The organism is Stratiformator vulcanicus, assembly GCF_007744515.1.
Classification (GTDB): Bacteria; Planctomycetota; Planctomycetia; order Planctomycetales; family Planctomycetaceae; genus Stratiformator; species Stratiformator vulcanicus.
In genome coordinates, this window is the sequence record NZ_CP036268.1 from 2,571,419 (window position 1) to 2,596,078 (window position 24,660).

Below are 24,660 nucleotides of genomic sequence, written 5' to 3' on the forward strand. Positions count from 1 at the left end.
GTCATGCTCGATTCCGTGATTGCCTTTTCGCTACGGCATCGCCCATTAATCATCGTACTGAGTCTGGCCGCGATGATCTACGGCGGCTTCCTGTCGACCTCGATGCCGATTGACGTGTTCCCCGACCTCGACCGTCCGCGGGTCGTGATCCTGACGGAGTGTCCGGGCTACTCGCCGGAAGAGATCGAGGCCCTCGTTACGCAGCCGATTGAGCAGGCCGTCCTCGGTGCCAACGGCGTGACCGACGTTCGCAGCCAGTCGAGCATGGGGCTGGTCGTGATCTATGTGGAATTTCAGTGGGACATGGAGATTCGCTACGCACGGCAGGTTGTGCAGGAACGGATCACGAACGTCGTCGCAACAATGCCGCCCGGCATCGACCCCTACATGGCCCCGCCCACCTCGATCATGGGGCAGATCATGCACGTCGGCCTTTCTCGCCAGAAAGGCCCCGGCGGCGGCACTCTCGCTCCGGTCGAGGAGCCTGGCCTGCTCATCGAGCGGCAACGGACTGAGGGAGGTGTCGAACTGACCGCTTGGCGAACGCAGGGGCGGCGAGACACCTCGCAGTGGGTCGAAGCCGATATCAAATCGTGGGATGAGATTGAACCGCGGGAGCCATCGACGGTCGATCAAGTCTTCGAGGTCGCGATTGATGGCGAACGCCATACGGTGCGATTCCTGACGGACGAGCAGCGTTCGATGGAACTGCGGACGTTGGCCGACTGGATCGTACGTCCGCGGCTGCTGCGGATTTCCGGCATCGCCGAGGTCATTGTGCTCGGCGGTGACAAGAAGCAATACCACGTCTTGCTAAACGCCGACCGACTGCTGGAATACGGCGTTTCGATCCGGCAGGTCGAGGAAGCGGTCGCCGCCAACAACCTGAACACCAGCGGCGGCTTCACCGAGGAAGGTCAAATGGAACGGCCGATCCGCATCATCGGTCGCCTCGGACCATCTCCCGATCGGGTCATCGAGCACCTCCGGAAGATTCCGGTCGCTGAGGATGAGAACCGGCCCGTGCTCGTGGAGCAGATCGCCGAGGTTGCCGAGGGCACGCCTCAGAAACGGGGCGATGCCAGCATCGATGGCCGCGATGGCGTCGTCATCACGCTCGTCAAGCAGCCGCACGTCGATACCCGCGGACTCACCGAGAGAATTCATGAAACGCTAATTGATGTGGAACGCTCACTCCCCGCCGACATGGTGGTAAACCGCGAACTGTTCCAACTCAAGAACTTCATCGATCGCGGCATCTACTACGTGGCCGAGGCCCTCGTGGTCGGGGCGGTACTGGTCGTGATGGTGCTGGCCCTGTTCCTGATGAACTTCCGCACGACCTTTATCACCCTCACGGCCATTCCACTGTCGCTGATGATCACGGTCATCGTGTTCAAGCTGCTCGGCGTCGTAGTGGGGCGGGAACTCTCCATCAACGTGATGACGCTCGGCGGGATCGCCGTGGCGATGGGCGAACTGGTCGACGACGCGATCGTCGACGTCGAGAACATCTATCGACGGCTGAAGGAGAACAATGCCCTCGGCAATCCGCGACCGGCCTTGCAGGTGGTCTACGAAGCGAGCCGGGAGATTCGCAGTGCGATCGTATTCGGCACCGCGGTCGTGATCCTCGTGTTCCTGCCGCTGTTCGCGATGTCGGGGGTCGAGGGGCGACTGTTCGCCCCGCTTGGCTTCGCCTACATCGTCTCGATTCTGGCGTCGCTGCTCGTCTCACTCACGGTGACGCCGGTGCTGTCGTACTACCTGCTGCCGCAGTCGCGGGCGACGCACGAGCACGGCGACGGGCCACTCCTGAGACTGCTCAAATGGCTCGCAAAATTCCTCGTGAAGTTCAGCCTGCGGTTTGCCGGTTCGCTGCTGGTGATGACTTGGGTCCTTGTAGGCGGATCGATCTGGCTGCTGAGTTCGTTGGGTGCGGACTTCCTGCCCAAGTTCGACGAGGGGAGCGTGCAGGTCAATCTGACGCTCCCCGCGGGTTCGTCGCTCGAAGCCTCGAACGACGCCGCGGCGATCGTCGATGCCAAGCTCGAACCGCTGATGAAGACGGCGTCGAACCCGGAGGGCGACATTCTGCATTTCGTGCGACGCACCGGGCGAGCCGAACTCGACGAGCACGCCCAGCCGGTCAACATGACCGAGTACATCCTCAGCATGAACTCCGAGACGGAGCAATCCCGCGGCGAGATCATCGAGCAACTGACTGAGGAATTGAAGCAGGAACTACCGGGCGTCGATGTCGAGATCGACCAGCCGCTGGCTCACCTCATTAGCCATATGCTCTCGGGTGTCTATGCCCACGTCGCGATCAAAATCTACGGCGACGATCTCGCCACACTGCAACGGCTCGCGAGGCAAGTCAAAGGCGAAATTGAAGACATCCCCGGCTTGACCGAGCCGGTGATCGAGTCGCAGGTTTTCGTGGATGAACTCCATATCGTCCTCCGGCCCGATGCCCTCGCCCGCTACGGCGTCAGTCGGGAGTACATTGCCGCCTATGTCCAGACGGCGTTGCGGGGCGATGTCGTCTCTGAGGTGCTCGAAGGGATGCGGCGGTTCGACCTCGTGGTCCGGCTCCGCGAACAGGAGCGGACCGACTACTACTCGCTCCGCGACCTGCGAATCGACCTGCCCAACGGACAGGGCCGGATCAAGCTCGAAGACGTGGCCGACTTCCCGCAGGGGACGACCGGGCCGAATCAACTCATGCGTGAAAACGTCCGCCGCCGAATGGTGGTGCGGTGCAACACGCAGGGACGGGACCTCGGCAGCGTCGTCGCCGACATCGAGAATCGCATCGCGTCCCGCATTGATTTTCCCGAAGGCTACTACGTCGATTACGCCGGACAGTTCGAGAGCCAACGCTCGGCGACGCTGCTGATCGGCCTGCTCGCCGTTGTCTCGCTCGTCGGCGTATTCGTCGTGCTGTTGATGCTCCACTCGTCGGTGCGGATCGTGCTCCAGATTCTGAACGCGATCCCCACCGCTTTCATCGGGGGCGTGGCCGCTCTGGCGATCACCGACCAGACGCTGACGGTGGCCAGCCTCGTCGGCTTCATTTCGCTGGGAGGCATCGCGGTGCGGAACGGCATTCTGCTCGTAACGCACTACTTCCACCTGACGGAGCAGGAGGGGGAGGAGTTCTCGAAAGAGATGATCGTCCGTGGCAGCCTCGAACGACTGGCTCCGGTCTTAATGACCGCACTGACCGCCGGGATGGGCCTGTTGCCAATTGTTCTCGGCGGCCAGAAACCCGGCCTCGAAATCCTCTACCCGGTGGCGACGGTCATCCTTGGGGGTCTGATCACCTCGACCTTCTGCGAGTTCCTGATCCATCCCGGCCTGTTCTGGAAGTTCAGCGGGAAAGACGCCCTCGCTGCGGCCAAGGGCGAACACGAAGACGCGGAAATGCTCCGATGACGTTCGTCGGAGCGAGACTGAAAGTTTTTTCGATAAGGAGTGCGTTGATGAAGAAGATCACAAGTTTGACAACCGGCCTCGTGGTCGCGGCTGCCCTTGTCGTCGGCTGCCAACCGGCCGCTGATACGCCGCCTGCCGATACCGCGGACAGCGGACAAAGTTCCGGAGGTACGGCGGGCGGAGAATCGGAAGATCATGGCCACAGCCACTCGGACGGCCCTCACCACGGCGCCGTTGCCGACTGGGGCGGGGGGACCTATCACGTCGAATTCACGGTCGATCACGACGCCGAGGAGGCGACGGTTTACGTGCTCGGGAGCGATGCCAAGAGTGCCGCTCCGATTGATGCCGAGAGCCTGCTGCTCAGCATTAAGGAGCCGTCGTTTCAAGTGGAACTGAAACCGCAACCGCTCGAAGGCGAAGCCGACTGGAAGAGTTCCCGCTTTGTCGGACAGCACGAAAAACTCGGCATCGTGCAGGAATTCGCCGGCACGATCAGCGGACAGGTCGACGGCACCCCCTACGCCGGGGACTTCAAAGAAGAGCCGCACGGCGACCACGAGCATTAATCCGATACCTCGAACCGGCAAAGCGGGAGACCACGATGGCGTACTACGCATTCAAAGTGATTCTGACGGCGGCGATTGTGGTCGCCGTTTCGGAAACGTCGAAACGCAGTTCACTGCTCGGCGGTCTCCTCGCTTCGCTGCCGCTCGTGTCGTTCCTCGGCATCATCTGGCTCTACGTCGACACCGGCGACGCTGGCAAGGTGGCCGAACTCTCGAAGAGCATCTTCTGGCTCGTCCTGCCTTCGCTGCCGTTCTTCCTCCTGCTGCCCGTGCTCTTGCAGCGGGGCCTCGGTTTCACGCTGAGCCTGCTCTTTTCGACTGGAGCAATGCTCGTCCTCTACGGCCTGATGGTGCTCGTACTGAGTCGCTTCGGGGTGACTCTGTGACCGGCGAGAAAGTCCAGCGCCCTATTCATTCAAAACTTCACGACGACAGGTGGACTCTGTGCTTTCCGACCAACTTGCTCGGCTCCGCTAGGCCGCCCACTATTCGGGCTGGCCGCTGACTCTGTCCCGCGCTGTACTCAAGCTCGCAGGGAAATTTGGACTCCCCGGAACCGAATCCAACTGGTTTCAGGAATGTTGTGCCCGAGCCTATGACCGGCGATTCAATGTGCAGACGAGTGGAATCGTCTGGCAGCAAGACCTCGGTGTTTCCGAGAAGCAGGCCGAGCAGGCCGTCGAGTACAACCCGACAACGGCCTCACAGTTCGGCAGCATTCTCGAAAGCCTGCCGATCGACTACGAGCAATTCTCGTTCGTCGATCTTGGATCGGGCAAAGGGCGTGTCCTGCTGATGGCCTCGGAATTTCCGTTCAGAGAGGTCGTCGGTGTCGAGCTATCGTCACAGCTTCACGAGATCGCGGCGAACAATATCGATTAGTTCCGCAGTCGCCGACAACGAACCGTCAACATCTCCAACATTAACGGCGATGCGACGAGCTTCGAGTTCCCGGCGGGGAACTGCTTCGTCTTCATGTTCAACCCCTTCTCGGCCGAGGTCATGCAGCCGGTGGTCGCCAATCTGGAACGGTCACTGAAGAGCCATCCCCGTGAGATCATCGTACTTTACTACAATCCACGGCACGCCGAGGTTCTCGACCAGGCTGCGAGTTTCGAGCTGCACATGGAAAATGGCGACTGGAGGATGTATGGGACTTTGCCGGTGAAGAGTCAGTCATATGGAACTTCGCCGGCTGGTTCGGTGATGTCGAAGTCCGAGTAAGCATGGCGATCTGCTTATGTGGGGATGTTGACTTTCGGCAACGTATGAATCGCCGAGGAAATACAGATCGGTGCGACTCGTGCGGGGATATCTTGTAGTTCTTAAAGGGAGGTGCTCTGACTTCCTTCATCATTGGCCACAAATTAAGTTTCAGCCGAGGAGCGACATGGTCGCTGTCAATCAACTCGCAAGTCGCCTTCGGCGAAACGTGCAGCGTGAAGGAGCGGTCCGATTCGTCTCCAACCGAATCGCCGCGAAGTACAACCGGACGTTCAACGCCCGGCTCTGCGTCTGGCAGCGAAGTGCGGACATTCCCCTGCCGCAATTCCCCGACGATGTCGAGGTCCGGCGTTTTAGTGCGACTGATACGGTGCCGAAGGACCTCATCGATCGCCTGAGCGAAGCCGATCTGCCCAGCTTTGAATCCCGCATGCGTGAAGAATTCGCCGACCACGGCGTGATGTGGGTCGCCCTCTTTGGCGGTGAAGTCGCCGGTTACCAGTGGAGCCGCCGGGGCGATTACGTCCGCAACTGGCACTTCGACCTGACCGCGTCTGACACACTGGTTTTCTCGACGGTCACGTTCCCCGCATTCCGGGGCAGGTCAGTCGCTGTCGCCCTCGCCGCCAACATCTGCCGCCACGAAGTCCGTCCCGGCGGCCACGCTTATGCCGACTGCATGGTGTTCAACAAACCGGCCATCCGCTTCCTCGAAAAAACCGGCTTCAAAAAGATCGCCGAACGCAAACCGCTCCCGGACCACCCGGATTGAGCGTCAGTCGCATAGCAACGCGACCACTTCCGCTGATCCTGAAGTCGACTTGGGAACATTTTGGGAACACTGTTGTGGATTTACGGCAAATTCGAAATGCATTTGGAATACATGGTATTTGACATAACTCTCTGACTAATTTATTTTTATAATTTGTTTTGGATCGGATGCGCACGTGGCTGCAGGCAAGGGTTGTAGGTTCGATTCCTAGTGGGGGCACTCATAACCTCGTACGCCGTAATGGCTTGCGGGGTTTTTTGTTTGGGGTTGTCGATTGCTTTCGGATCGTCGACCTTTGAGGGCGAAGGTTCGTAAGGTACTGTGTGTCAACGGCTTACGGCCTGTTCGCCCACTTGGTTCGACGGTCTCCACCGCTGTTTTTGCGCCGCAACAGTCGGTTGAGTCGAGAATCCTTGGCGAATTGGCCCGGTCTGATGCAGATACCTTGATTGAAGCGAGGTTGAGTGCCTCGTGGATCGTTTTGGCATTCTCTTCGACGACCAAGCTGCAGGCGGGAGATGGACCGAGATCCGAGTGACTTTGTCGGGCTGCTGGTTCGGCATCAAAACGACCTGCTGCGGTACATCTTGCCGTTGGTCGGATCAATGGATGACGCCCAAGACGTGCTGCAGGAGACGGCGACCGCTCTTTGGAAAAAGTTCGGTGACTTCGATTCGGATCGACCCTTCCTGCCGTGGGCGAAGCGTTTCGCGCAGTACGAAGTATTGATGCACCATCGCTCCAAGCGACGATTTACGTTTCTCTCAGACGAGTTGGTTGCCGAACTCAGTGCGGCGGCGGATGCCGACGCGAATGTACTGGCCGATCATCACGCGGCGTTGCAAGTTTGTTTGGACTCATTAAGTGAGGAAGAGCGGCAGATCGTCAGAACGCGATATGCCGATTCGGACACGACCATTCAGCAATTGGCGGAGCAAACGGGGAAATCAGTCAACGTCTTATATAAATCTTTGTCGAAGATTCGGAAGCAATTGCTCGACTGCGTTGAACGGCGGCTCGCACCGCAATCTCTATCCGCGGAAAGCTGAAGAATGACCCGAACTGATCGCGAACAATTAGACGATCTGCTATCGACCTTAGTGGATGGTCGTATTGATGGAGTCGGGCAAGACCGGCTGGCCGTTCTGCTGCGCGATGCCACGGCCCGTCGACGCTATTTGGCGTTTATGAGATTGCACGCCGACCTATCGATTGACAGGCAGATTGACGCGCCAGTTATTTCGGCCGAGAGATTAAGAGATAATCGAAGACCTAACGATCGCTTCTGGTTCGCTGCCATTGTCAGCGCGTTGAGCTTGTTGGTCATCGCGGGGTGGTGGCAGGCGTTCTCAATCGATCAACCAACGATCGCATCAATCGCATCGATTTCCATCTCGGATGGTTCCGTCATCGCATCCGGATCTGATGCGTACCAATCTGACGGCGAATTAAGTGCTGGAAAACTTTCGCTGGAGACCGGCAAGGCTACCCTAAAGATGCTCAGCGGCGCCGAGGTGCGGCTTTCAGCTCCGGCATCGATCGAGTTGCTGGATGCGAAGGCGATTCGTTTAATTGCGGGGCGGATCACGGCCGACGTCCCTGATCAAGCAATCGGTTTTCGGATTCTGACTCCGACAGCGGACGTCATCGACCTCGGAACGTCATTTGGAATTGAAGTCGATGATGCCGGTGCTACGGAAGTGCATGTGTTCGACGGCGTGGTCGCGGCACGTGGTTCTGAGGAAGCCGACATCGTTCCGATCGCTGCGGGCGAGGGTGGGCGTGTTGAGCTTTCGGGCGGGGAGTTGGTCGCGGTCGCTTACGATGGAAGCCGGTTTGATAGTATTCGTCGCGCCGATTCGATTAAGCCCGTTAGCGGCAGCGACTCGGGAGAGGGCTCGGCTCCGGTCGATGGAGACGGCCCAATACCCGCCGAAGCCCGTGTGGTATTCCTAGGCGATCGCGCGACCTCCCGCGGGACTCATCTGTTGCTGATCGACCAGACACTCGCGTCTCAATTCAATGGAGATCGACCGACATTTTTTAATGAGGGTGTCACATTCCCGCTGTCGTTTGACGAAACTGATTTTCATGACCGAATCCTGGCACACCGTCCGACACACGCTGTTCTCGAATTCGCCAACGACATCGCCCGCGACGATGGGCGCCGCACGCCGACCGAATATCGCCGGGACATGCTCCGCTTGATCGAGCGTCTTAAGGCGGCGGGTATCGAACCCGTTTTAACGACAGGCTACCCGTTCGATCATGATTTCGAAGAGCCGAGGACTGCTCTCAATGCTTACAACTCAATTGTGCGTCAGATCGCTGTCGAACATCGACTGAGACTTGCGGATTATTATGACGGGTTTGTCGAGCGCGGTGATCCGCCGTCTCTGGTTTATAAGCGATTTGAAACGCCGATGTTTCATGGTTATCACGAGATGGCCGAATGCCTGCTCGAGGCGTTCGGGTATCCGGACCTCAAGGTGGCGCTCAAACTGCATGGGCTAAAAACCTTTCCGGGGGTCATCGAGAAGTGGCGATATCAAAGTATTGAGCGGAACTTAGAGATCGACGAAGCATATATCTCGTCAATGAATGTGGACGCCGAATGGGACATCGTCGAAATTCCTGAAGTAGACGGTTTTTCCCGGCGACGCACCGAGCCGACGCACTCCAATCATTTTCAGGAGACCGAGGTCGGCTTCGTTCGCAGTTTTCGCGGAGCACGCAATCGAAAATACATCCTTGCTTCAACGATCAACGTACCTCATTCGCAAGAGGTCACCGTGAATGTGGGGGGGACGGTGCGCTCGGTATGGCTTAATGGCGAGCGGATCGTCGAGCCACCGAAATACCACCGCGGTTGGCAGCCAACGGCCGTTCGAAGCGATATCTCTTTAGTCGCCGGCAGGAACCAAATCGTGATTGAAACGTTTGATGATTTCTTCTTCAGCTTGACGAAAGATGCAGACTGGGGCGTGACCTCATTACATACCAATGAAGAGCCAGCAACGTTCCATACTATCACACCGTGACCATCGCGTTCTGCATCGGTTTTGTATTAACTCTTCCCACCTGAATCCGTATGGTCTCTCGATATCCACAACTCGTCCTTTCTATCGCACTCGGCGTCGGCGTGCTCGCCGTGGGGATAACTACGGCATCCGCGGAAGATGTTTTTCGAGATCGCGTTGCTCCGCTGATCTCATCTCACTGCATCGGCTGTCATGGTGATTTCGATGATCCGGCGGGCGATATTAATCTTGAGCAGTTCAAAGCCCAGTCAGATATTTCCAAGCAGCGTGATGTGTGGGTCGGCGTGCGGGAGGCAATTGAGACCGGCTATATGCCGCCGGAAGATTCCGAACAGTTCAGCTTGGCGGAGAAAGACCGGCTGATGGCCGCTTTAGGAAAGCTGCTCGATGCCGTCGATCTGGGTGGTGCGCGTGATCCCGGCAAGCCGATTCTGCGTCGCTTGACACGCCTTGAGTACAACAACGCCATTCGCGATCTGTTCGGCTTGAAGATCGACGTCTTTAACTTTCCTGAACGAATTCCGCTGGATCGGACCTATTTTGAACCGGACAATGCACAGTTGGGCGATCAGTTATTAATTCCGGTCACACCGTACGGCAAAGTGCACCCTGCGTTGTTGCGCGAAGCCGGTCTTCCCGGAGAGAATCCCGCGGAACACGGTTTTACGAATCGAGGCGATACTCTTAATATTTCGCCGATTCTCATCGAAAAATATCTCGACCTGTCCGAACAACTTCTGGAGAGCGAAGGCCTTGCACAAGCGAGTCCGTGGGCCGCAGCGCTGTTGGGATCGGGGGCAATTCGAACAGCGATTCCGGAACGAGATGTGACGGCTCGTTACTCTCGCGGTCGATTCGGTTCTATGTTCGATGACTCGGCTACGGTGGTTGACCATTCCAATTCTGCGGGAATGGAGCTGTCGACCTTTCGGACACGCGTCCAACAGAAGCAACTTTCGAGCCGCGGTGGAGTTGTTCGGGCTGACAAAAACGGCAAAGACATCCGCTTTGGTGGCTCGTCATCTGCAGGGTTAGTCTTAGAAACCGGATCGGATCGACCGGTCCAAGTTGTCCTTCAATCATCAATGCCCCTGGCGTTCAAAGAATTGACGGGTGCTGTGCCGACATCCGGAGTGAGGGTGCTGACAAACGCCGTGCCGAATGACAAGGTCTTTGATATTAAAATTAATGTGCGTGATGGCGCGCCGCAGAACCGGCCCCAATCCCGAGTGACGGAAGCGGCATTCAATATTATTTCGCTCGATGGCGTCACAACGCAATATGTGGAGATTAAAGCTCACTTCAGTGGCGGCGGCCTGAAGAAATTGATGGAACCCGTCACAGACGGGGCCGGCAAAGGAAATCGATTCGTCCGGGTGCAGGCTCCGCAAGGCGAATGGATCGAGCGGATTCACTTCGACGGCTCGCGGGTTCGCTTTGGCGATCACGTTGCTTTCGATGATCTGACATTGTTTTTTGGCGATGTCAGCAGCACTTGGCAGCCGTTTGACGGTATCAGCCGCGTCGACTTACTTCGAATGTTTATCGAGCGCGCTTTCCGGAAACCGCTGTCGGACGGCGAATACCAGAAGTATCTAGGCATCTATGAGATGTTGCGAGCGACGGGAATTGACGAGCGCTCCGCAGCGAGGGATGTGTTGCGTGCCATCCTTTCTTCACCGCGGTTCATTTACCGGATTGAAAACTTCCGCCGTGACGAGCCGAAGGTTCGGCAGCTCGATGATTTCGAGTTGGCATCGCGGTTGTCGTTTTTTCTTTGGAACAGCTGTCCCGATGCAGAGTTATTAGCGGCTGCACGGCGAGGCGAACTTCAAAGCGATGAGGGACTCATCCGCCAACTCCGCCGGATGCTGAACGACCCGAAGGCGAAAGAGCTTTCAGAGTCATTTGCCGTGCAATGGCTGCAATTGAACGAACTGTTCGGGACGCGGCCGGACACGAAACGGTTCTCTAACTTTTATTTCGGAATTTCGAATAGCTCGACACTCCATCAGGACATGTTATTGGAACCGCTATTGCTGTTCGAATCGATTCTCGTGGAAGACCGCAGTGTGTTGGAATTTATCGATACGAATTACGGATATCTCAATGAGAAATTAATCCAACATTACGGGTACGAAGAAGAATTGGCCGAAACGCTCGCATCGCTTAAAGGGAAAGGAGAGCGGGCATTAATCGGTCGCGGAACGAAAGGAATTCGGGATATCTGGTTTCGCTGCCGATTGCCAGATCGGCGTCGCGGCGGCGTGTTTACCACGGGAGCCGTCCTGACTTTGACATCGACACCGCTAAGGACAAGCCCGGTCTATCGCGGGGCCTGGATGCTGGAGGCAATATTTAATAATCCGCCGCCGCCGCCGACTATCGCGGTTCCGCCGCTCGGTGCGGATGACCGCAAGATTGAGGAAGAGGGTTTGTCACTGCGTGAGAAGTTAGCCCAGCACCGCGAGGATGCCTCCTGCTCGGTCTGTCACGATCGGATCGATCCCCTCGGCATCGCACTGGAAAACTATGACCCCATCGGGAGATGGCGGGACCGGTCTGGAAAGTTTGAAGTGGATGCGACCGGGACATTGTCACACGGTCGTGCATACGATGGCGCCGTTGACTTCAAGGATGCGTTGCTGGATCGCCCGGAAGAGTTCGTCCATGGCTTCTCCGGTCATTTGCTTTCATACGCGCTGGGGAGAAAACTGAATTACTTTGATCGCATTGCGATTGATGAGATCGTCCAACGTTCCGCTCGGCACGATTACCGAATTAAGTCGGTTCTTGAAGGGGTCGTGCTGAGCTATCCGTTTCGCCATACTCGAAACCTGCCGGCCGTTCCTGTTGCGGATACCGTCAAGGAAGTATCTCATGATTAAGACCAATCCCGTCTCTCGCCGCAAAATATTGAAAGCGGGTGGGATTACGTTTGCACTTCCGCTGTTGGAATCACTCGTCCCTCAAGTGGCACGCGCTTCCGAACAGGCTGTGGAGCAATCTTTGCCGGTGCGAACTGCGTTTTTCTATATCCCCAATGGCGTCAACCTTGAGACGTGGATTCCGAAGCAAGAAGGAAGCGATTACGAAATACCGGCAGCGCTCAAGCCGATCGAAAAGGTACGTGATGACATCACCATTCTGACCGGCTTGAATCGGACGTATGCGGCCGGCACGACATTACACTCGCAGGCGGGCTCCTGCTGGTTGACCAGTTCGCCACCGTCAGAAACGAAAGACGGGGCCTACCCGACGAATCTGACCCTCGACCAAATGATCGCCCGCAATGTCGGAACGTCATCGCCGTTTCCATCGCTGGAATTAAGCTGCAACGACCACACGAATAATAAAGAAACCAAATACTTTGAGTCCGTGTCCTGGTACGGGCCGGGATACGCCGCTGCGACGGAGAAAAATCCCCGCGAGGTCTTCCGGCGGCTCTTCGGGGTAAGCGGGAAGGGGAAGCGTTATCGCAGCGTTCTCGACGCAATCATGGAAGATGCGGCCGGATTAAGAACCGACCTGGGTGCCGGCGACCGGGAAAAGCTGGACGAGTATTTTGAATCGGTTCGATCGATCGAACGCCGTATTAATCGGGCAGAGAAATTTCAGATTGATCGTTCGGAACTTCCGATTTCCGAGCCTGCGGGAATTCCGGAAGATCGCCGCGATTATATCCGCCTGATGGGAAGCCTGATGGCTCTGGCGTTCCGGCTTGATTTAACGCGCGTTGCAACGCTGCTGGTCGACCCGGAACGCTGGGACACCCCGCGCGAATATCCCGGATACTTTGACAAGCCCCAAAACCATCACGTCTTAACGCACACCAAAGGTGACGAACCGAAAGAAGCCCTCACGAAGATCGATGCCTTTCATGTCGAACAGTTCGCCGCGATCGTTGAAGCGATGCGTGAGACGCCCGAAGGTGACGGCTCTTTGCTCGACAATTGCCAATTAGTACTCGGTTCTGGGATGGGCCGAGGCGATTGGCATAGTTATCGGAATCTGCCCGTTGTCATCGCGGGGCGGGCCGGCGGTCGAATTGATCCGGGTCGGCACGTCGTTTATCCGAAGGGGACGCCGCTGGCAAATCTGTGGCTGTCGGTACTTGATCATCACGACATTGAACGACCTCGCTATGCGGATAGTACGGCGCAGCTTGCCGGGCTGATGACATAAGTTAGGGTTGGTGTGATCAGGTATACAAGGCGCAAGACTCGACGTCAATTTGTCAGATTGGTACGGACTCCTTTAACGCCCGCATTGTCATCAAAGTGCCGCCGTGCAAGAAGTGATGGCAACGCTGGACACGCGGACTCCGAGCGTGTCCAATACACGTCCAGAATCCTCTTGATGAGCGCTTTTGATGACCGCACCATTGCTCGCGATAACGATGGGTGACCCGGCCGGGATCGGGCCTGAGATTTGTCTTGATCTACTCGATCATGGCTCGGCCACCGGCGATTATCGGCCCATCGTCTTCGGCGACGCTCATGTTCTCTCGGCCGTCGCCGATCGCTTAAATAAGCCGCGACCTAGGCATATTATTTCGCAGCAGGATTGGTCGGCAGAATATCGATCGATCGATGCCCCGGCCGTGCTTGATGTGGCGGACCATCGGGTTCCGAACCTGGAGCCGGGAAAGATTGACGGCGATACCGGCCAAGCGTCTTTTCGATATGTAATCTGCGCAATTGAGGCCGCGTTGGCCGGAGAGGTCGCAGGCGTGACGACGGGTCCAATCAATAAAGAGGCTCTCTTTCAAGGCGGGATCCGCTATCCGGGGCACACGGAAATTTTCGCTGAGAAAGCGAAAGCCGAACGATCTTGCATGATGCTGACGTCGGACGAAATTACCTGCGCGTTCGCGACGACCCACGTCGGATATTCCTCAGTCCCAGGACTGTTAAGTATCGAACGGATTTCTGACGTAATCGAACTCGCCGCTGACGCGATGCGGCTGTTGCGTGAGCGCGAACCGAAGTTGGTGGTTTGCGGGCTCAATCCCCACGCCGGTGAACATGGCCTTTTCGGTGACCGGGAGGAAGAGCGAATCATTGTTCCGGCGATCGAGCAAGCTCGGCAAAATGGTATCGATATTGAAGGCCCGCTTCCGCCCGATACGGCCTTCTTAAAATGGCGACGCGAATCGACCGATGCTTTTATTTGTATGTATCACGACCAAGGGCATATCCCGCTGAAAGCATTAGCCTTCGATAAAGCAATCAATATCACGCTCGGTCTTCCAATGATACGCACCAGCGTTGATCATGGAACGGCGCTCGACATCGCTTGGCAGGGAAAAGCTGATTCGAGCAGCCTGTTTCTCGCCGCCGAACTCGCCGGGAAGCTCGCGCGCGGCCGTGAGACTGTGGTTGCCGAATCGTGAGTGTCCGGCATGTAATCATTGCCGACGATCTTTCCGGCGCCGCCGAAATTTCGGGGGTCGCAAGTAAGAAAGGATACCGTTCCACCTTAACAACACGTTTGGGAGGCTTCTCGGGCGAACCGATCTTGTCGATCGATACCGACAGTCGTTCTGATGCCGCAGCGTCGGCGGCTCATAAAATTCGCGTCATCAGTTCAAATCTTAGGCAGACCGGGTTTCCGCTACTTTTTAAGAAGACGGATTCGGTCTTGCGTGGGAATGTGCATAGCGAAATTGATGCGTTGCTGCAAGATTCTCCTTACACTCGCTGCGTATTGATCCCTGCAAATCCGTCAAAGAGACGGACGATTGTCGATGGCCATTACTTCGTTGAAGGCGTGCCGCTCGAGCAAACGGCATTCGCCCGCGACCCCGAGTATCCGCGGAAAACAAGCGACGTCGCCGAATTGGTCGGCGGGAAGGTCGTGCTCGTCGATCCTGAAGATGTCTGGCCCGAACAGGGCATTATCATCCCCCGCAACTTGACGGTCGACGACTTAAGTCGATGGGTCCGGCGAATTGATGACCGCACACTACCTGCCGGCGGCGCTGATTTTTTTGACGCATTTCTGCCAGCCCCGATGGACCCCAAGAGCGTTCAATTATCGGAGCAACTTACACCTTGTCGACAGCTTTTTGTTTGCGGTAGCTTGGCCGCGTGGGAGTCCCGCGAAGCGGATTGCATTACGCATGGCGTGCCTCTTGTCCCGATGCCGACGGACTTATTTGAAGGCAGGTCGAAGAACGAATTGGATGACTTGAGAGAATGGCAAGACACGGTCGTTCAAACGCTTAAGCAGGATGACTGCCTGGTCGGCATCTGCCGACGGATGCCGCCGCAGAAGAGGTCGCCGCGCGACCTTCAGCGGCTTCTGGCTCACGCGGTGGCTTCGATCGCAATGCAAGTCGGCGGACTCCGCCTGCTGCTGGAGGGCGGCGCGACCGCTGCCGCCGTGATGAAAGAGTTGGATTATACGGACTTGCAGGTCGATCAGGTTCTTCCGGAAGGCTTGGTCGAGTTCTTACCGAAACGCTCCTCGCTCCATCGCCCCGCTGATGAGCGACCGCTGCGACTGATTATTAAACCCGGTAGCTACACATGGCCCGAAATCGTTTGGAAAGATGCAACCGGAGTTGCAGGAAATCTCACTTAGAACAGTATTAAAGGTGAATCACGATGCATCAGAGAATGGCCGTCGCGCTGGCTGCCGCCGTCGCTCTTTCGATCGCAGCTGGGGTAGAGGCCGAAGACTATAGAACGATTAAGAATATCGAGTTTGCAAAGACAGGTCAGCAGCCGCTTAAGCTCGATTTATATCTGCCTGACGGGCAGTCTGAAGGACCACTCGTCGTCTGGGTGCATGGCGGTGCATGGATGCGTGGCTCGCGTGACAATGTGCCGGTTCTCTATCTCGTCGAGAAGGGGTACGCCGTGGCGAGCGTCGACTACCGCCTCAGCCCCGTCGCGAAGTTTCCCGCACAAGTTCATGACATCAAGGCCGCGATCCGCTTCCTGCGAGCAAAGGAAAACCAATTCGGGTATGACGCATCACGGATCGGAATCGCGGGGGCATCGGCGGGTGGTCACCTTGCCGCGCTCGTCGGCGTAACGAATGGGCACGAAGAGCTTGAAGGCTCGGTCGGCGAATACTCTGGCGAATCATCCGATGTCGCCGCCGTCGTCGACCTTTACGGTCCGACGAATTTCCTCACGATCCTCGCTCAATCCACACCCCATGGGCTGAGTGTCCGAGTGCCTGCGCTGAAACTGTTATTAGATGGTCATGTGAATGAGCGACCGCAGGCTGCCGGCTTGGCGAGTGTGACCTCGCATGTCGATCCGTCCGATCCGCCGCTCTTAATACTTCACGGCGACCAGGACCCGCAAGTTCCAATTAATCAATCTCACGAGTTGTATGGGCTGTACGACGATCAGAACCTCGACGTGACATTTGAAGTCGTCCACGGCGGCGCGCATGGCGGGAAGCAGTTTCACGATGACGAGCGTCAAGAGCTTGTCGTTACCTTCTTCAACCGCGCATTGTCCAAGGGCAAGACATCGCCAGTGCTTGACGAAGAGTTGGAATAATTCGCTTCACGAAATAGTCACAGTAGAGTTTAGATCAGCCGCAATACTATAAGATAACTACGCTCATGTCGCTCCGAGAAATCCTCGCCAAGATCCCCGGCGGATTGATGATCGTGCCGCTGATGGTCGGGGCGTTACTCAATACGGTCGACGAGATGCACCTCGGACCGGTTGAAGCCGCGCTCAAGTTCATTAATGCCCCGGCGATTGAAGAGACGGTCGAAGACCCTCACACCGGTGAAGAAGTCACGGTCAAATATTACGAATTCCTGGAAATTGGCGGCTTTACGACGGCACTTGCGCGGAAGGGAACGCTCCCGCTCATTGGGATGTTTCTGGTGTGCGTTGCCTCGCAGATGAATTTTCGTGTCGGGGCTCAGGCATTAAAGAAGGGGGCCGTGATCACGACGGCGAAATTCATCGCGGCCATCTCTATGGGATACCTTATCTCGACGCTGACCGACCCGTTCAGTGGCTTGTTCGGGCTGTCGCTCGTTGCCATCGTCGCGGCGATGTCGAATGGCAACGGTGGGCTCTATCTCGCCCTTACCGGCGAGTACGGCGATCGCTCCGACGTCGGCGCTGTCAGCGTCATCTCACTGAATGACGGCCCATTCCTCACATTGGTCGCGTTGGGATTAACAGGGGAAAGCTTCCCGTTCGTGGCGTTCTTGGCGGTGCTGCTCCCGATGCTCGTCGGGTTCCTACTTGGCCAATGGCACGAATCGATTCGAACATTCTTAAGCCACGGTGAAAAACTTGTAATCCCGTTCTTCGCGTTCGCGCTGGGAACCACGATGAGCTTTGCCGCGTTTTTTGACTTAAACGTGCTGACCGGCGGGTTATTTCTCGGAATTGCAACGGTGGTCTGCTCGGGCGGACTTGGAGTGCTCGCCCTAAAAATAATTGGTGAGCCAAACCAGATTGCGGCGGTTGCCGAGGCCTCGACCGCAGGAAATGCCGTGCAAACTCCGCTCGCCGTCGCCAGCGCCGCTTCACTCGCCGCGGCGGCCGGCGCCATGTCGGCTGAGCGTGCGGAAGATTATCAAAGTATTGTTGAAACGGCGACCGCGCAGATTTCAATCTCCACAATCACGACCGCCATCCTCTGCCCCCTCGCGGTCATTGCGTGGCATCGCTGGCAAAACGGGTGTTCGAATAGTGACGAGACCGAATCGTCTCGTGATCAAGACGAATAAGTCGTTTTCTCTTAATCAGATTCCGTCCGTTCGGCTTCCTTAAAATGCTTCGGCTCGCGTAGTGGGCACTTTAAAAGATAGTCGCGGAACGCCCGCTTAAGATCGATCTTCCTGCCGAACCTTCTGCGGTACGTGCACGCCCCGAATTTCCCGTGCGCGTCGATCTCTTCATACGACGGCAAGTGCTTCAGCTCTTGCGTCAGCCGGTGCAGCTCGCACAGCAGCTCGTGGTCGGTGATTTTTTTCCACGAGGAATATCGCTGAGGCGGCAGCCCGGCCGCGGCTCTTAATTTCGCCCACCCCCCACACTTCGACGTGACCGGCCCCGCCGACACCCCGGCCGCGTCCTGAAACTCTCGAAACGTCACATTCTCCCCGCGCTCAAAGGCGATCTCGCGCAGCGTGAGAATCAGCAATTCGCGCGTCCAACGGCAAGGCATGGGTACCGCGATGTGTTCGGGGTGAAGGGCATCCATTAGAGACGGCGGTAGTTGCGCGGACCCCGTGTACTTACCCGAGCCTTACTGATCCGAACCGGTTCGGATGATCTGTATTCAACCGTTCCGTTCTGTCTTGAAATTACGCGCACGATTCCTCACCCTCATGGGGCGCGACCAGATGGACACCCCAGCGAGATCCCGATGCTGGAAAACACGTTCGACTATCTTGTATTGCTCTCCGAGCGATCCGCGCCGGTCTTTGTCGCTGGAATCGTCGGGCTGATTCTCGGTGCATTGTTTACGGCTTCTCTGACGACGCCGCTCGGATTTCTGCTGCGTCGCGTCTTCGGCGGCTCGTCACGCCCCAAGCGTGTCGACGACCTCGTCGCCGCTTGCGAGGCCGCCGTCCAACGGGCGGAGCAAGCAGAGGCCGAACGAAAGGCATTGCAAAGCGACTACGACCAACTCGAAGCCGACCGCGCCGGCGAGCGGGAACAGGCAGCCGACGAAGCGGCCGAACTGCAGCAGGAAATTGATCGGCTCAACGAACAGATTCAGGAAATCGTCGACTCCGACGGTCGGGTGTGGGAGAAGCTGCCGACCGATGACGTGCCCCCCTTCATCCCCAAGCAAGATCGCCAGGCCCTGGTGGTCGCCGTCGCCAACTTGAAGGGCGGCGTGGGGAAGACGACGGTCACCGCCAATCTCGGCGCCGCGCTCGCCTCCGGCGGCAGCCGCGTGCTGTTGATCGATCTCGACCATCAGCATTCACTCAGCGACCTGTGTTTCCCCGAGCAGAAGCGGGGCGATCTGAAGTGTTCCGGGCGCCTGATCGACCACTTCTTCGATCCCGATCGCGCGCCGCACCGTCCCCTGCGGGAGTGCATCGAGCGCGTCGGCGATACCGAACTGCACTGCATCGTGTCCGACGAATTCCTCGCCGATGCCGAAACCAAAGCGATGGCGACCTGGCTCGTCGGGCAGAGTGACTCCGACGTGCGATACTGGCTGCGGACGCTGCTGCACGATCCCGACATCAGCGAGCGGTTCGATTGGATTCTGATCGACTGTCCGCCCCGGCTGACGACCGGAACCGTCAACGCCCTCGCCGCGGCTGACGAAGTCCTCGTCCCGGTGCTGCTCGACGCCCCGTCGATGAACGCCGTGCCGCGGATGCTGAAGTGGCTTTATCAACTGAAGCACCATGCCGGCGTGTGCCCGAACGCCTCCTTACTGGGCGTTATCGCGAATCGCACGAACAAACAGCCGTCGCTCACGAGCAATGAACGGGACAGTTGGCAGGGCCTGCAGGCTAAAGCCAATGACCGTTGGGATGATCCGATCCACTTCTTCGAGCGTTTCATCCCCGGCAAGGTCGCATTTGCCGACGCGGCCAAGGACAGTAAATTCGCCGCCGATGACCCGGCTCTTAAAGCCGTTTTTCTTGATCTCGTCCGTGAAGTCCGCACCCAAGTGCCGCATCATCATGAAGGTTCAACATCTCCTCAATTATCTTAGTTGCCTGCAGGGACCGCTCTGCGAAACGGGCGGCTCCAAGGCGGCTAACGATCTTGCCTCCGCCTGCGAGTCGCTCAACGCCTTCGGCGATATGAAGGTCGAAGACTTCGCCGCCTTCCTCAAGCTGGCCGAGCATTACAAACGCACCGGCGAGGTCCCCGTCACGGCGGGCCGCAAGAAAGTGACGAAAAAGGCCGCTGATCCCGAGCGGATTAAAAAAGCCGCGCAAACGGTGAGCGACCTCTATGAAAAATCAATCGACCGCAGCCTCGACTACGCCACGATCGAAGCCGAGCTGAAAAAGATCAACAAAGACCTCTCCGCACCAGAAATGAAAACCCTCTGCAAAGAGGTCAACATCGCCACGGTGCCCAAGACAAAGAAGGACGCATTCGAGGCGATTAAGGGGCGAATCTTTGACCGGAAACAGAGTTTTGAGCGGACTGCGTTTTGAGCGGGTGGCTGAGTCGATTTAAATATATTTTATTGTCTGCAATTTCACTCTGAAATTTTCAGGACTATTGTAGACAACCAACAAATGTTGGTCCGACCTAAGAAGGCAATAATGGCGAATACTCGATTTTCGCAGCATTTTGAATTAGAAAAGTCTCAGGCTGATTTGGAATTCGTTGACATACCGCTGAATACTGATATTCGGCTATATGTGGATCCGTATGCTTTCGCAATAAGTAACGACAATTGGTACATAGAGTGTAACAATTCGATCGTCGGTTTTTTCAATAGCCTCATTAAGTGTATTCGGACCGGCAACAATCGTATTGGACTGGAAATGCTAGGAGGTTGTAGAGAACCAAATGAAACCCATTTAGGTCAGTCAACTGCCAGTCCACGTGGACGAGGCCTCGGTCCTGAAAAGGGCCGAGTCTTATACAAGAGCCTTTCAGAAAGCGAGGCTGCAAAGACTGGATTCCTAGAAGACCTGAATGACTGCGAGCTTATGATTCCGGGATTCGGGCCAGATACGATTTCGGATATATCTATCAACATTATTCGAGGGCACTTGGTTAGTTTTACACAGAATCAATGCAAATTGCATGGCATTCCTTCGCAGAGAGTTCGTGCTGGAAAAATTTGGAATCCTGCCAAATCGCAATGGGAATCTCACTTCTCCTCACTTCCAGTTGTGGCAGATGAGCCGTTGCTGCTGGTTCCGAGGGACGCTGTTCGAATAGAATCGTCGGTTAGCGCTAAGAAATTCGAGGCCCGGGCTATCGATTTTCTTGTACAAGAGAATCTTGACGCGCACACTTCATTAGTTCGCGTCCTGAAAAATGGCGAACGTGTTGTGCATAAGAAGACCATCAAAGAGGAGGTTATTCAAAAGAGAATTCAGCAAAAAGAATTGCAAGGTCTAAAAGGATTCTTGTTTGATTTTGCACGCGAGCACCCTGAAGTGCTCGTTGACTACAAACGTGAAGCTATCGAGAGATCGCAACCGGTTCCGGTTGATCAGCTTTCAATTATTGTGAATAACTATTCGGAGGTAAGTGTCGAGATGAGCGGCGATAATGCGAATTTTGTTGGTGGAGACAATATGGGTGGAGTTGTCGGGAGTGGTCAAATTAATGCTCATGATATCACTGCATTCAAGGGGCATATTGAACAGTCCCAGATTTCAGAAGATGCCCGCGAGGCACTTCTGAGCGCTCGTCAAGAGGTCGAACAATTAGTAATTTCTGAGGGTGAGAAAACCGATATTTGTGATGACATAGGTAAGATGACTTCCGAACTCGAAAACGCTGAACCAGATTCTGGACGTATCAGCACAATATTTGATCGAATCAACAAGATGGCTTCCTCGGTTGGTGCTATCTTAAAGGGGATCGCCGCTGTCGCATCCGCGATAGATGTGTGACGGGGGCGGCTCGCCCCCGCTGTGAGCGGTCTGTTCCGTTATTGCGAAGTATCTTCTACTCAATGATCAAGGCGGAATCCAATGCCCCGCCGTCGAACGTTTAACACCCCGGGCACGCTCACGAGCTCACATTTCCCTGCTTCCGACGGCTGCCTCTACTGAGCCGCGAGCGCACCTGCTCGTGGTTGGCCGAATCGATCGATGCCGCCCGCGAACGACTCGAGTTCCATCTTTGGGGCGACGTCTTCATGCCCGAGCACGTTCACCTGATCGTGAAGCCGTCGGCACCCGATTACGATATGGGTTCCATCCGAACTGCCATCAAGTCACCGGTCTCGAAGAGAGCCGTCGGACTGGTTCAATAAACGCCGGAGGTGGATGGAAGTGTGCAAGAAGCAAGCGGACAACCAGATGCGGGGGCGAGCCGCCCCCGGCACCCGGCCGGAATAAGTGGTGGAAAATGATCGCGCTTGGGGTGTTTTTGGCATCGGGACTGGAAAGTCCTTGACGGGGAGGTTCCCATGGGCGAACGATTTGATTGGTTGATTTCGGCAGGGCGGCTACGCGTCTTCAGGGATGAGCCAGGAAACCACCGACCTCCGACCTGACTTCGTCGCTCATGACCGAGGACCACGCATCCAGCTCTCAGGGTACCCAAGGCAACCCTGACTTTGGTGATACGGTGGCGCCGGTGCCTTCGACTTCGCATTCCACCGCGACGGGCGGAGAGCAATTAGACGCCACGTTTGTGGTTCAAGGGGGTGTGGAAGTCGATGAGTTCGGGGCCGGCACCAAGCAGGAACGTGACATCGCCTTCGGTGTGACGGCACTCGAAAGCGGCAAGGTGACCGAGCGGCAGATCGCGAAAGCGGTTTCCGACTGGACGATTCACGGGCACGAGTCGCTCGCGGGTCATCTGATGGGCAAGGGTCTGCTCGATCCGGCAGTGCGACAGGAGCTGGAAGCGTCTGCGGCGACACGTCTTAAGAACGTGGGGAACAGCATCGCTCCAGCCGATCGACTTTCCGCCAGTGGTCTGGGCTCGCTCCTGCTGGTCGACCGCTTGGACAAGCAAGGTCGCGTTTCGAAGTTACTGGGCATTGCGAATTCGGCGGCCGTCACGATTGATGACGATTCGCGCCGCTTGAATTCCCGTTTCCGTCTGCTGCGTAAGTTGGGACAGGGCGGGTTGGGGACGGTCTGGCTGGCCAGTGACGAAAGCCTGCGACGACTCGTGGCGATTAAAGAAATTAATCCCGCCGCGCAACATGATGAAGCCGCCATCGCCCGCTTTAAACGAGAAGCCGAGGTGACGGGACGGTTGGAACATCCCGGCATCGTGCCGATCTATCAATTCGGGACTGACGAATCAACGGAGCGGTATTTTTATGTGATGCGGTTTCTAGGTAAGCAAACGCTGCAGGATGCGATTGCCGAATACCACGAGCGCCGGGAAGCGGGGCATCACGATCCAATGGACCTGCACCGGTTGCTGACGGCCTTCGTTAGTATCTGCCAGTCGGTCGCGCACGCCCATTCGCGAAAAATTATTCATCGTGATTTAAAGCCGGAGAACGTCGCGCTCGACAACTTCGGTCAAGTGGTGCTGCTTGACTGGGGTCTGGCCAAATTAAATGACGAGACGGGACTGTTTGAACTGGCCGGTTCGATGTCTTCGGACGATCCGCACGACTCGGGCGCGACCGTGGCCGGGCAGGTGCTGGGCACGCCGATGTACATGGCCCCGGAGCAGGCGGCCGGGCGTATCGACGAGATCGACGAACGGACCGACGTATTCGGTTTGGGAGCGATTCTCTTCGCTATTCTGACGGGAGCGGCGCCGCACGAACGCTCGCGCGAGGCCGCCAGCGCCGCGGGTCGAATGGCGGAGCTTTTTAGTTCCATCGTCAGTGATCCCGTTCCCGACCCGTTGCTATATGACCCGGAATTGCCCGCCGACCTGCGGGCGATTTGCATGAAGGCGATCGCCAAGAAACGGTATCTCAGATATGAGACAGCCGAGGCGCTGGCCGACGATATTCAGCGTCAAATGGCGGGGGAGCCTGTCCGAGCGTATGAGGAACCGGCATCGAAACGCATTCAGCGTTGGATCGGCGATCATCCGCGGCTGTCGCAGGCGTTGGGAGTGGTGGCCGCAATATTACTGGCGATCGTTTTCCTTGCTGCCGTGAAAACCTATCAGGACGGCGTGACCGCCGAGCGGGATCGCTTTGCGGCCATCAAGGCCGATGTCCGTGAGATGGAAATTAATCTGCGCTCGGATGCGGACGACTTAAGTAAGGCGGTGCGGTTTATGTCCGACCTGCCGCCGATCGGCGCGCTGATCGATCTTGAAAATCAACGGGCGTCCGCGGACGCCGCCGAGGGTCGTGATGTGTGGCGGCGTCGGCTGGGGTCCATCTATAGCGGGCTATTAAAGTCGACACCGACCTGTCTGTCGGTCACCTTCGGTAAAGTCGACGAGGTCACGTTTGATGAAATCGTCCGCGTGGAGCGCGGCTCGTTCGCGGGGGGGATTCCGCAGGTCCTTCCGGAAAGCCGCCTCGCCAGCTTTCCCATTGATAAGGCCGGCCTACTGGTGCGTTCCTTAAAGCCGGGCGAAGTCCTGGTGCTTGATCGCACGGTATTAACGGTGCCTGAAGCCGTTTTCAGCCGCGACCACCTCGTCTTAGTCGCGGGGACTCCGATCTACGATCAGGCCACCGGCGAAGTCTTCGGTATTGTGGCGATCGAATCCAACCTCGAACGGATGGTTCGCGAGTTAATCAGCCGGGTCGTGCGGCCGACCGAGCGGGTTCTGGTCCTCGACAGCAAGAATCACGTGCGAATCGATTATCAGGAGGCGACGGGCTTTCGAGAGATTCCCGAACAGGTACGGGGGGAAGCGGTCGTGCCGGCACTCGACGGGTTCCTGAAGCAGACGGTCGACACGGAGTTTTCCGATAAGCGGGATATTTACGCAGTCAAAATCCGCTTCGATCCCCGCCAACCCGACTCGGTCATCACGCTGGTGCTGATGAATGCGGAGGGTTAACG

The 24,660-nt window shown here is 56.9% G+C and carries 20 protein-coding genes; 19 read left to right on the forward strand and 1 reads right to left on the reverse strand.

Features of this window, described 5'->3' with window-relative positions; genetic code table 11:
• The first annotated feature begins 3 nt into the window (after positions 1-3).
• The 14 genes from Pan189_RS10060 (at position 4) to Pan189_RS10125 (ending at position 17,769) form a co-directional block, all read left to right on the forward strand.
• Positions 4-3,441: an efflux RND transporter permease subunit gene (locus Pan189_RS10060; RefSeq protein WP_145363788.1), complete on the forward strand. Its 3,438-nt coding sequence runs from the start codon at positions 4-6 to the stop codon at positions 3,439-3,441.
• A 47-nt stretch (positions 3,442-3,488) separates the two neighbouring features.
• On the forward strand, positions 3,489-4,010 hold the full coding sequence (locus Pan189_RS10065; protein WP_145363789.1) for a hypothetical protein: 522 nt from the start codon (positions 3,489-3,491) through the stop codon (positions 4,008-4,010).
• Positions 4,011-4,045: 35 nt separating this feature from the next.
• Positions 4,046-4,396, forward strand: coding sequence for a DUF3147 family protein (locus tag Pan189_RS10070; RefSeq protein ID WP_145363790.1), 351 nt, complete (start codon positions 4,046-4,048; stop codon positions 4,394-4,396).
• 226 nt (positions 4,397-4,622) lie between these two features.
• On the forward strand, positions 4,623-4,892 hold the full coding sequence (locus Pan189_RS10075; protein WP_310821324.1) for a class I SAM-dependent methyltransferase: 270 nt from the start codon (positions 4,623-4,625) through the stop codon (positions 4,890-4,892).
• Positions 4,893-4,985: 93 nt separating this feature from the next.
• Complete coding sequence (locus tag Pan189_RS10080) at positions 4,986-5,234, forward strand: hypothetical protein (RefSeq protein ID WP_145363792.1); 249 nt, start codon at positions 4,986-4,988, stop codon at positions 5,232-5,234.
• 166 nt (positions 5,235-5,400) lie between these two features.
• Positions 5,401-6,006: a GNAT family N-acetyltransferase gene (locus Pan189_RS10085; RefSeq protein ID WP_145363793.1), complete on the forward strand. Its 606-nt coding sequence runs from the start codon at positions 5,401-5,403 to the stop codon at positions 6,004-6,006.
• 518 nt (positions 6,007-6,524) lie between these two features.
• Positions 6,525-7,055 carry a sigma-70 family RNA polymerase sigma factor gene (locus Pan189_RS10090; RefSeq protein ID WP_145363794.1) on the forward strand — a complete coding sequence of 177 codons (531 nt, stop codon included), beginning with the start codon at positions 6,525-6,527 and terminating at the stop codon, positions 7,053-7,055.
• Between the two features lie 3 nt (positions 7,056-7,058).
• Positions 7,059-9,047 (forward strand): FecR domain-containing protein, encoded by a 1,989-nt coding sequence (locus Pan189_RS10095; protein WP_145363795.1) that lies wholly within the window; start codon positions 7,059-7,061, stop codon positions 9,045-9,047.
• 50 nt (positions 9,048-9,097) lie between these two features.
• Entirely contained in the window at positions 9,098-11,935 is a 2,838-nt protein-coding gene (locus tag Pan189_RS10100) for a DUF1592 domain-containing protein (protein ID WP_145363796.1), read from the forward strand.
• Complete coding sequence (locus Pan189_RS10105; RefSeq protein ID WP_145363797.1) at positions 11,928-13,232, forward strand: DUF1552 domain-containing protein; 1,305 nt, start codon at positions 11,928-11,930, stop codon at positions 13,230-13,232. Before Pan189_RS10100 ends, Pan189_RS10105 begins: the two co-directional genes overlap by 8 nt.
• 187 nt (positions 13,233-13,419) lie before the next feature.
• On the forward strand, positions 13,420-14,442 hold the full coding sequence (gene pdxA / locus Pan189_RS10110) for a 4-hydroxythreonine-4-phosphate dehydrogenase PdxA (RefSeq protein ID WP_310821325.1): 1,023 nt from the start codon (positions 13,420-13,422) through the stop codon (positions 14,440-14,442).
• Entirely contained in the window at positions 14,439-15,635 is a 1,197-nt protein-coding gene (locus tag Pan189_RS10115) for a four-carbon acid sugar kinase family protein (protein ID WP_310821326.1), read from the forward strand. Before pdxA ends, Pan189_RS10115 begins: the two co-directional genes overlap by 4 nt.
• Positions 15,636-15,670: 35 nt before the next feature.
• On the forward strand, positions 15,671-16,570 hold the full coding sequence (locus Pan189_RS10120) for an alpha/beta hydrolase fold domain-containing protein (protein ID WP_310821327.1): 900 nt from the start codon (positions 15,671-15,673) through the stop codon (positions 16,568-16,570).
• Positions 16,571-16,635: 65 nt separating this feature from the next.
• Positions 16,636-17,769 (forward strand): 2-keto-3-deoxygluconate permease, encoded by a 1,134-nt coding sequence (locus Pan189_RS10125; protein ID WP_145363800.1) that lies wholly within the window; start codon positions 16,636-16,638, stop codon positions 17,767-17,769.
• Positions 17,770-17,780: 11 nt separating this feature from the next.
• On the opposite strand, the gene Pan189_RS10130 is transcribed toward Pan189_RS10125, so the two are convergent.
• The gene (locus tag Pan189_RS10130; protein WP_145363801.1) at positions 17,781-18,209 is read right to left on the reverse strand and encodes a homing endonuclease associated repeat-containing protein; all 429 of its coding nucleotides are present in this window, start codon (positions 18,207-18,209) and stop codon (positions 17,781-17,783) included.
• 201 nt (positions 18,210-18,410) lie between these two features.
• On the opposite strand from Pan189_RS10130, the gene Pan189_RS10135 reads away from it, so the two are divergent.
• The 5 genes from Pan189_RS10135 to Pan189_RS10155 all read left to right on the forward strand — a co-directional run bounded on the left by Pan189_RS10135 (position 18,411) and on the right by Pan189_RS10155 (position 24,658).
• Entirely contained in the window at positions 18,411-19,727 is a 1,317-nt protein-coding gene (locus tag Pan189_RS10135) for an AAA family ATPase (RefSeq protein WP_145363802.1), read from the forward strand.
• A complete protein-coding gene (locus Pan189_RS10140) occupies positions 19,696-20,181 on the forward strand; it encodes a hypothetical protein (protein WP_145363803.1) in 486 nt (161 codons plus the stop codon). Before Pan189_RS10135 ends, Pan189_RS10140 begins: the two co-directional genes overlap by 32 nt.
• Positions 20,182-20,292: 111 nt before the next feature.
• The gene (locus Pan189_RS10145; protein ID WP_145363804.1) at positions 20,293-21,603 is read left to right on the forward strand and encodes a DUF8370 family protein; all 1,311 of its coding nucleotides are present in this window, start codon (positions 20,293-20,295) and stop codon (positions 21,601-21,603) included.
• A gap of 185 nt (positions 21,604-21,788) precedes the next feature.
• A complete protein-coding gene (locus tag Pan189_RS10150; protein ID WP_145363805.1) occupies positions 21,789-21,968 on the forward strand; it encodes a hypothetical protein in 180 nt (59 codons plus the stop codon).
• Positions 21,969-22,222: 254 nt separating this feature from the next.
• Positions 22,223-24,658, forward strand: a complete 2,436-nt coding sequence (locus Pan189_RS10155) for a serine/threonine-protein kinase (RefSeq protein ID WP_145363806.1) — start codon at positions 22,223-22,225, stop codon at positions 24,656-24,658.
• Positions 24,659-24,660 lie beyond the last annotated feature (2 nt).

Bases quoted from the DNA above. Each gene is read 5' to 3' on its own strand.
- Pan189_RS10065 (WP_145363789.1), top strand. From the start codon at position 3,489: ATGAAGAAGATCACAAGTTTGACAACCGGCCTCGTGGTCGCGGCTGCC.
- pdxA (WP_310821325.1), top strand. From the start codon at position 13,420: ATGACCGCACCATTGCTCGCGATAACGATGGGTGACCCGGCCGGGATC.
- Pan189_RS10130 (WP_145363801.1), bottom strand. From the start codon at position 18,209: ATGCCTTGCCGTTGGACGCGCGAATTGCTGATTCTCACGCTGCGCGAG.
- Pan189_RS10090 (WP_145363794.1), top strand. From the start codon at position 6,525: ATGGACCGAGATCCGAGTGACTTTGTCGGGCTGCTGGTTCGGCATCAA.
- Pan189_RS10095 (WP_145363795.1), top strand. From the start codon at position 7,059: ATGACCCGAACTGATCGCGAACAATTAGACGATCTGCTATCGACCTTA.
- Pan189_RS10105 (WP_145363797.1), top strand. From the start codon at position 11,928: ATGATTAAGACCAATCCCGTCTCTCGCCGCAAAATATTGAAAGCGGGT.
- Pan189_RS10085 (WP_145363793.1), top strand. From the start codon at position 5,401: ATGGTCGCTGTCAATCAACTCGCAAGTCGCCTTCGGCGAAACGTGCAG.
- Pan189_RS10080 (WP_145363792.1), top strand. From the start codon at position 4,986: ATGTTCAACCCCTTCTCGGCCGAGGTCATGCAGCCGGTGGTCGCCAAT.
- Pan189_RS10140 (WP_145363803.1), top strand. From the start codon at position 19,696: ATGAAGGTTCAACATCTCCTCAATTATCTTAGTTGCCTGCAGGGACCG.
- Pan189_RS10155 (WP_145363806.1), top strand. From the start codon at position 22,223: ATGACCGAGGACCACGCATCCAGCTCTCAGGGTACCCAAGGCAACCCT.
- Pan189_RS10125 (WP_145363800.1), top strand. From the start codon at position 16,636: ATGTCGCTCCGAGAAATCCTCGCCAAGATCCCCGGCGGATTGATGATC.
- Pan189_RS10135 (WP_145363802.1), top strand. From the start codon at position 18,411: ATGCTGGAAAACACGTTCGACTATCTTGTATTGCTCTCCGAGCGATCC.
- Pan189_RS10100 (WP_145363796.1), top strand. From the start codon at position 9,098: ATGGTCTCTCGATATCCACAACTCGTCCTTTCTATCGCACTCGGCGTC.
- Pan189_RS10145 (WP_145363804.1), top strand. From the start codon at position 20,293: ATGGCGAATACTCGATTTTCGCAGCATTTTGAATTAGAAAAGTCTCAG.
- Pan189_RS10060 (WP_145363788.1), top strand. From the start codon at position 4: ATGCTCGATTCCGTGATTGCCTTTTCGCTACGGCATCGCCCATTAATC.
- Pan189_RS10070 (WP_145363790.1), top strand. From the start codon at position 4,046: ATGGCGTACTACGCATTCAAAGTGATTCTGACGGCGGCGATTGTGGTC.
- Pan189_RS10120 (WP_310821327.1), top strand. From the start codon at position 15,671: ATGGCCGTCGCGCTGGCTGCCGCCGTCGCTCTTTCGATCGCAGCTGGG.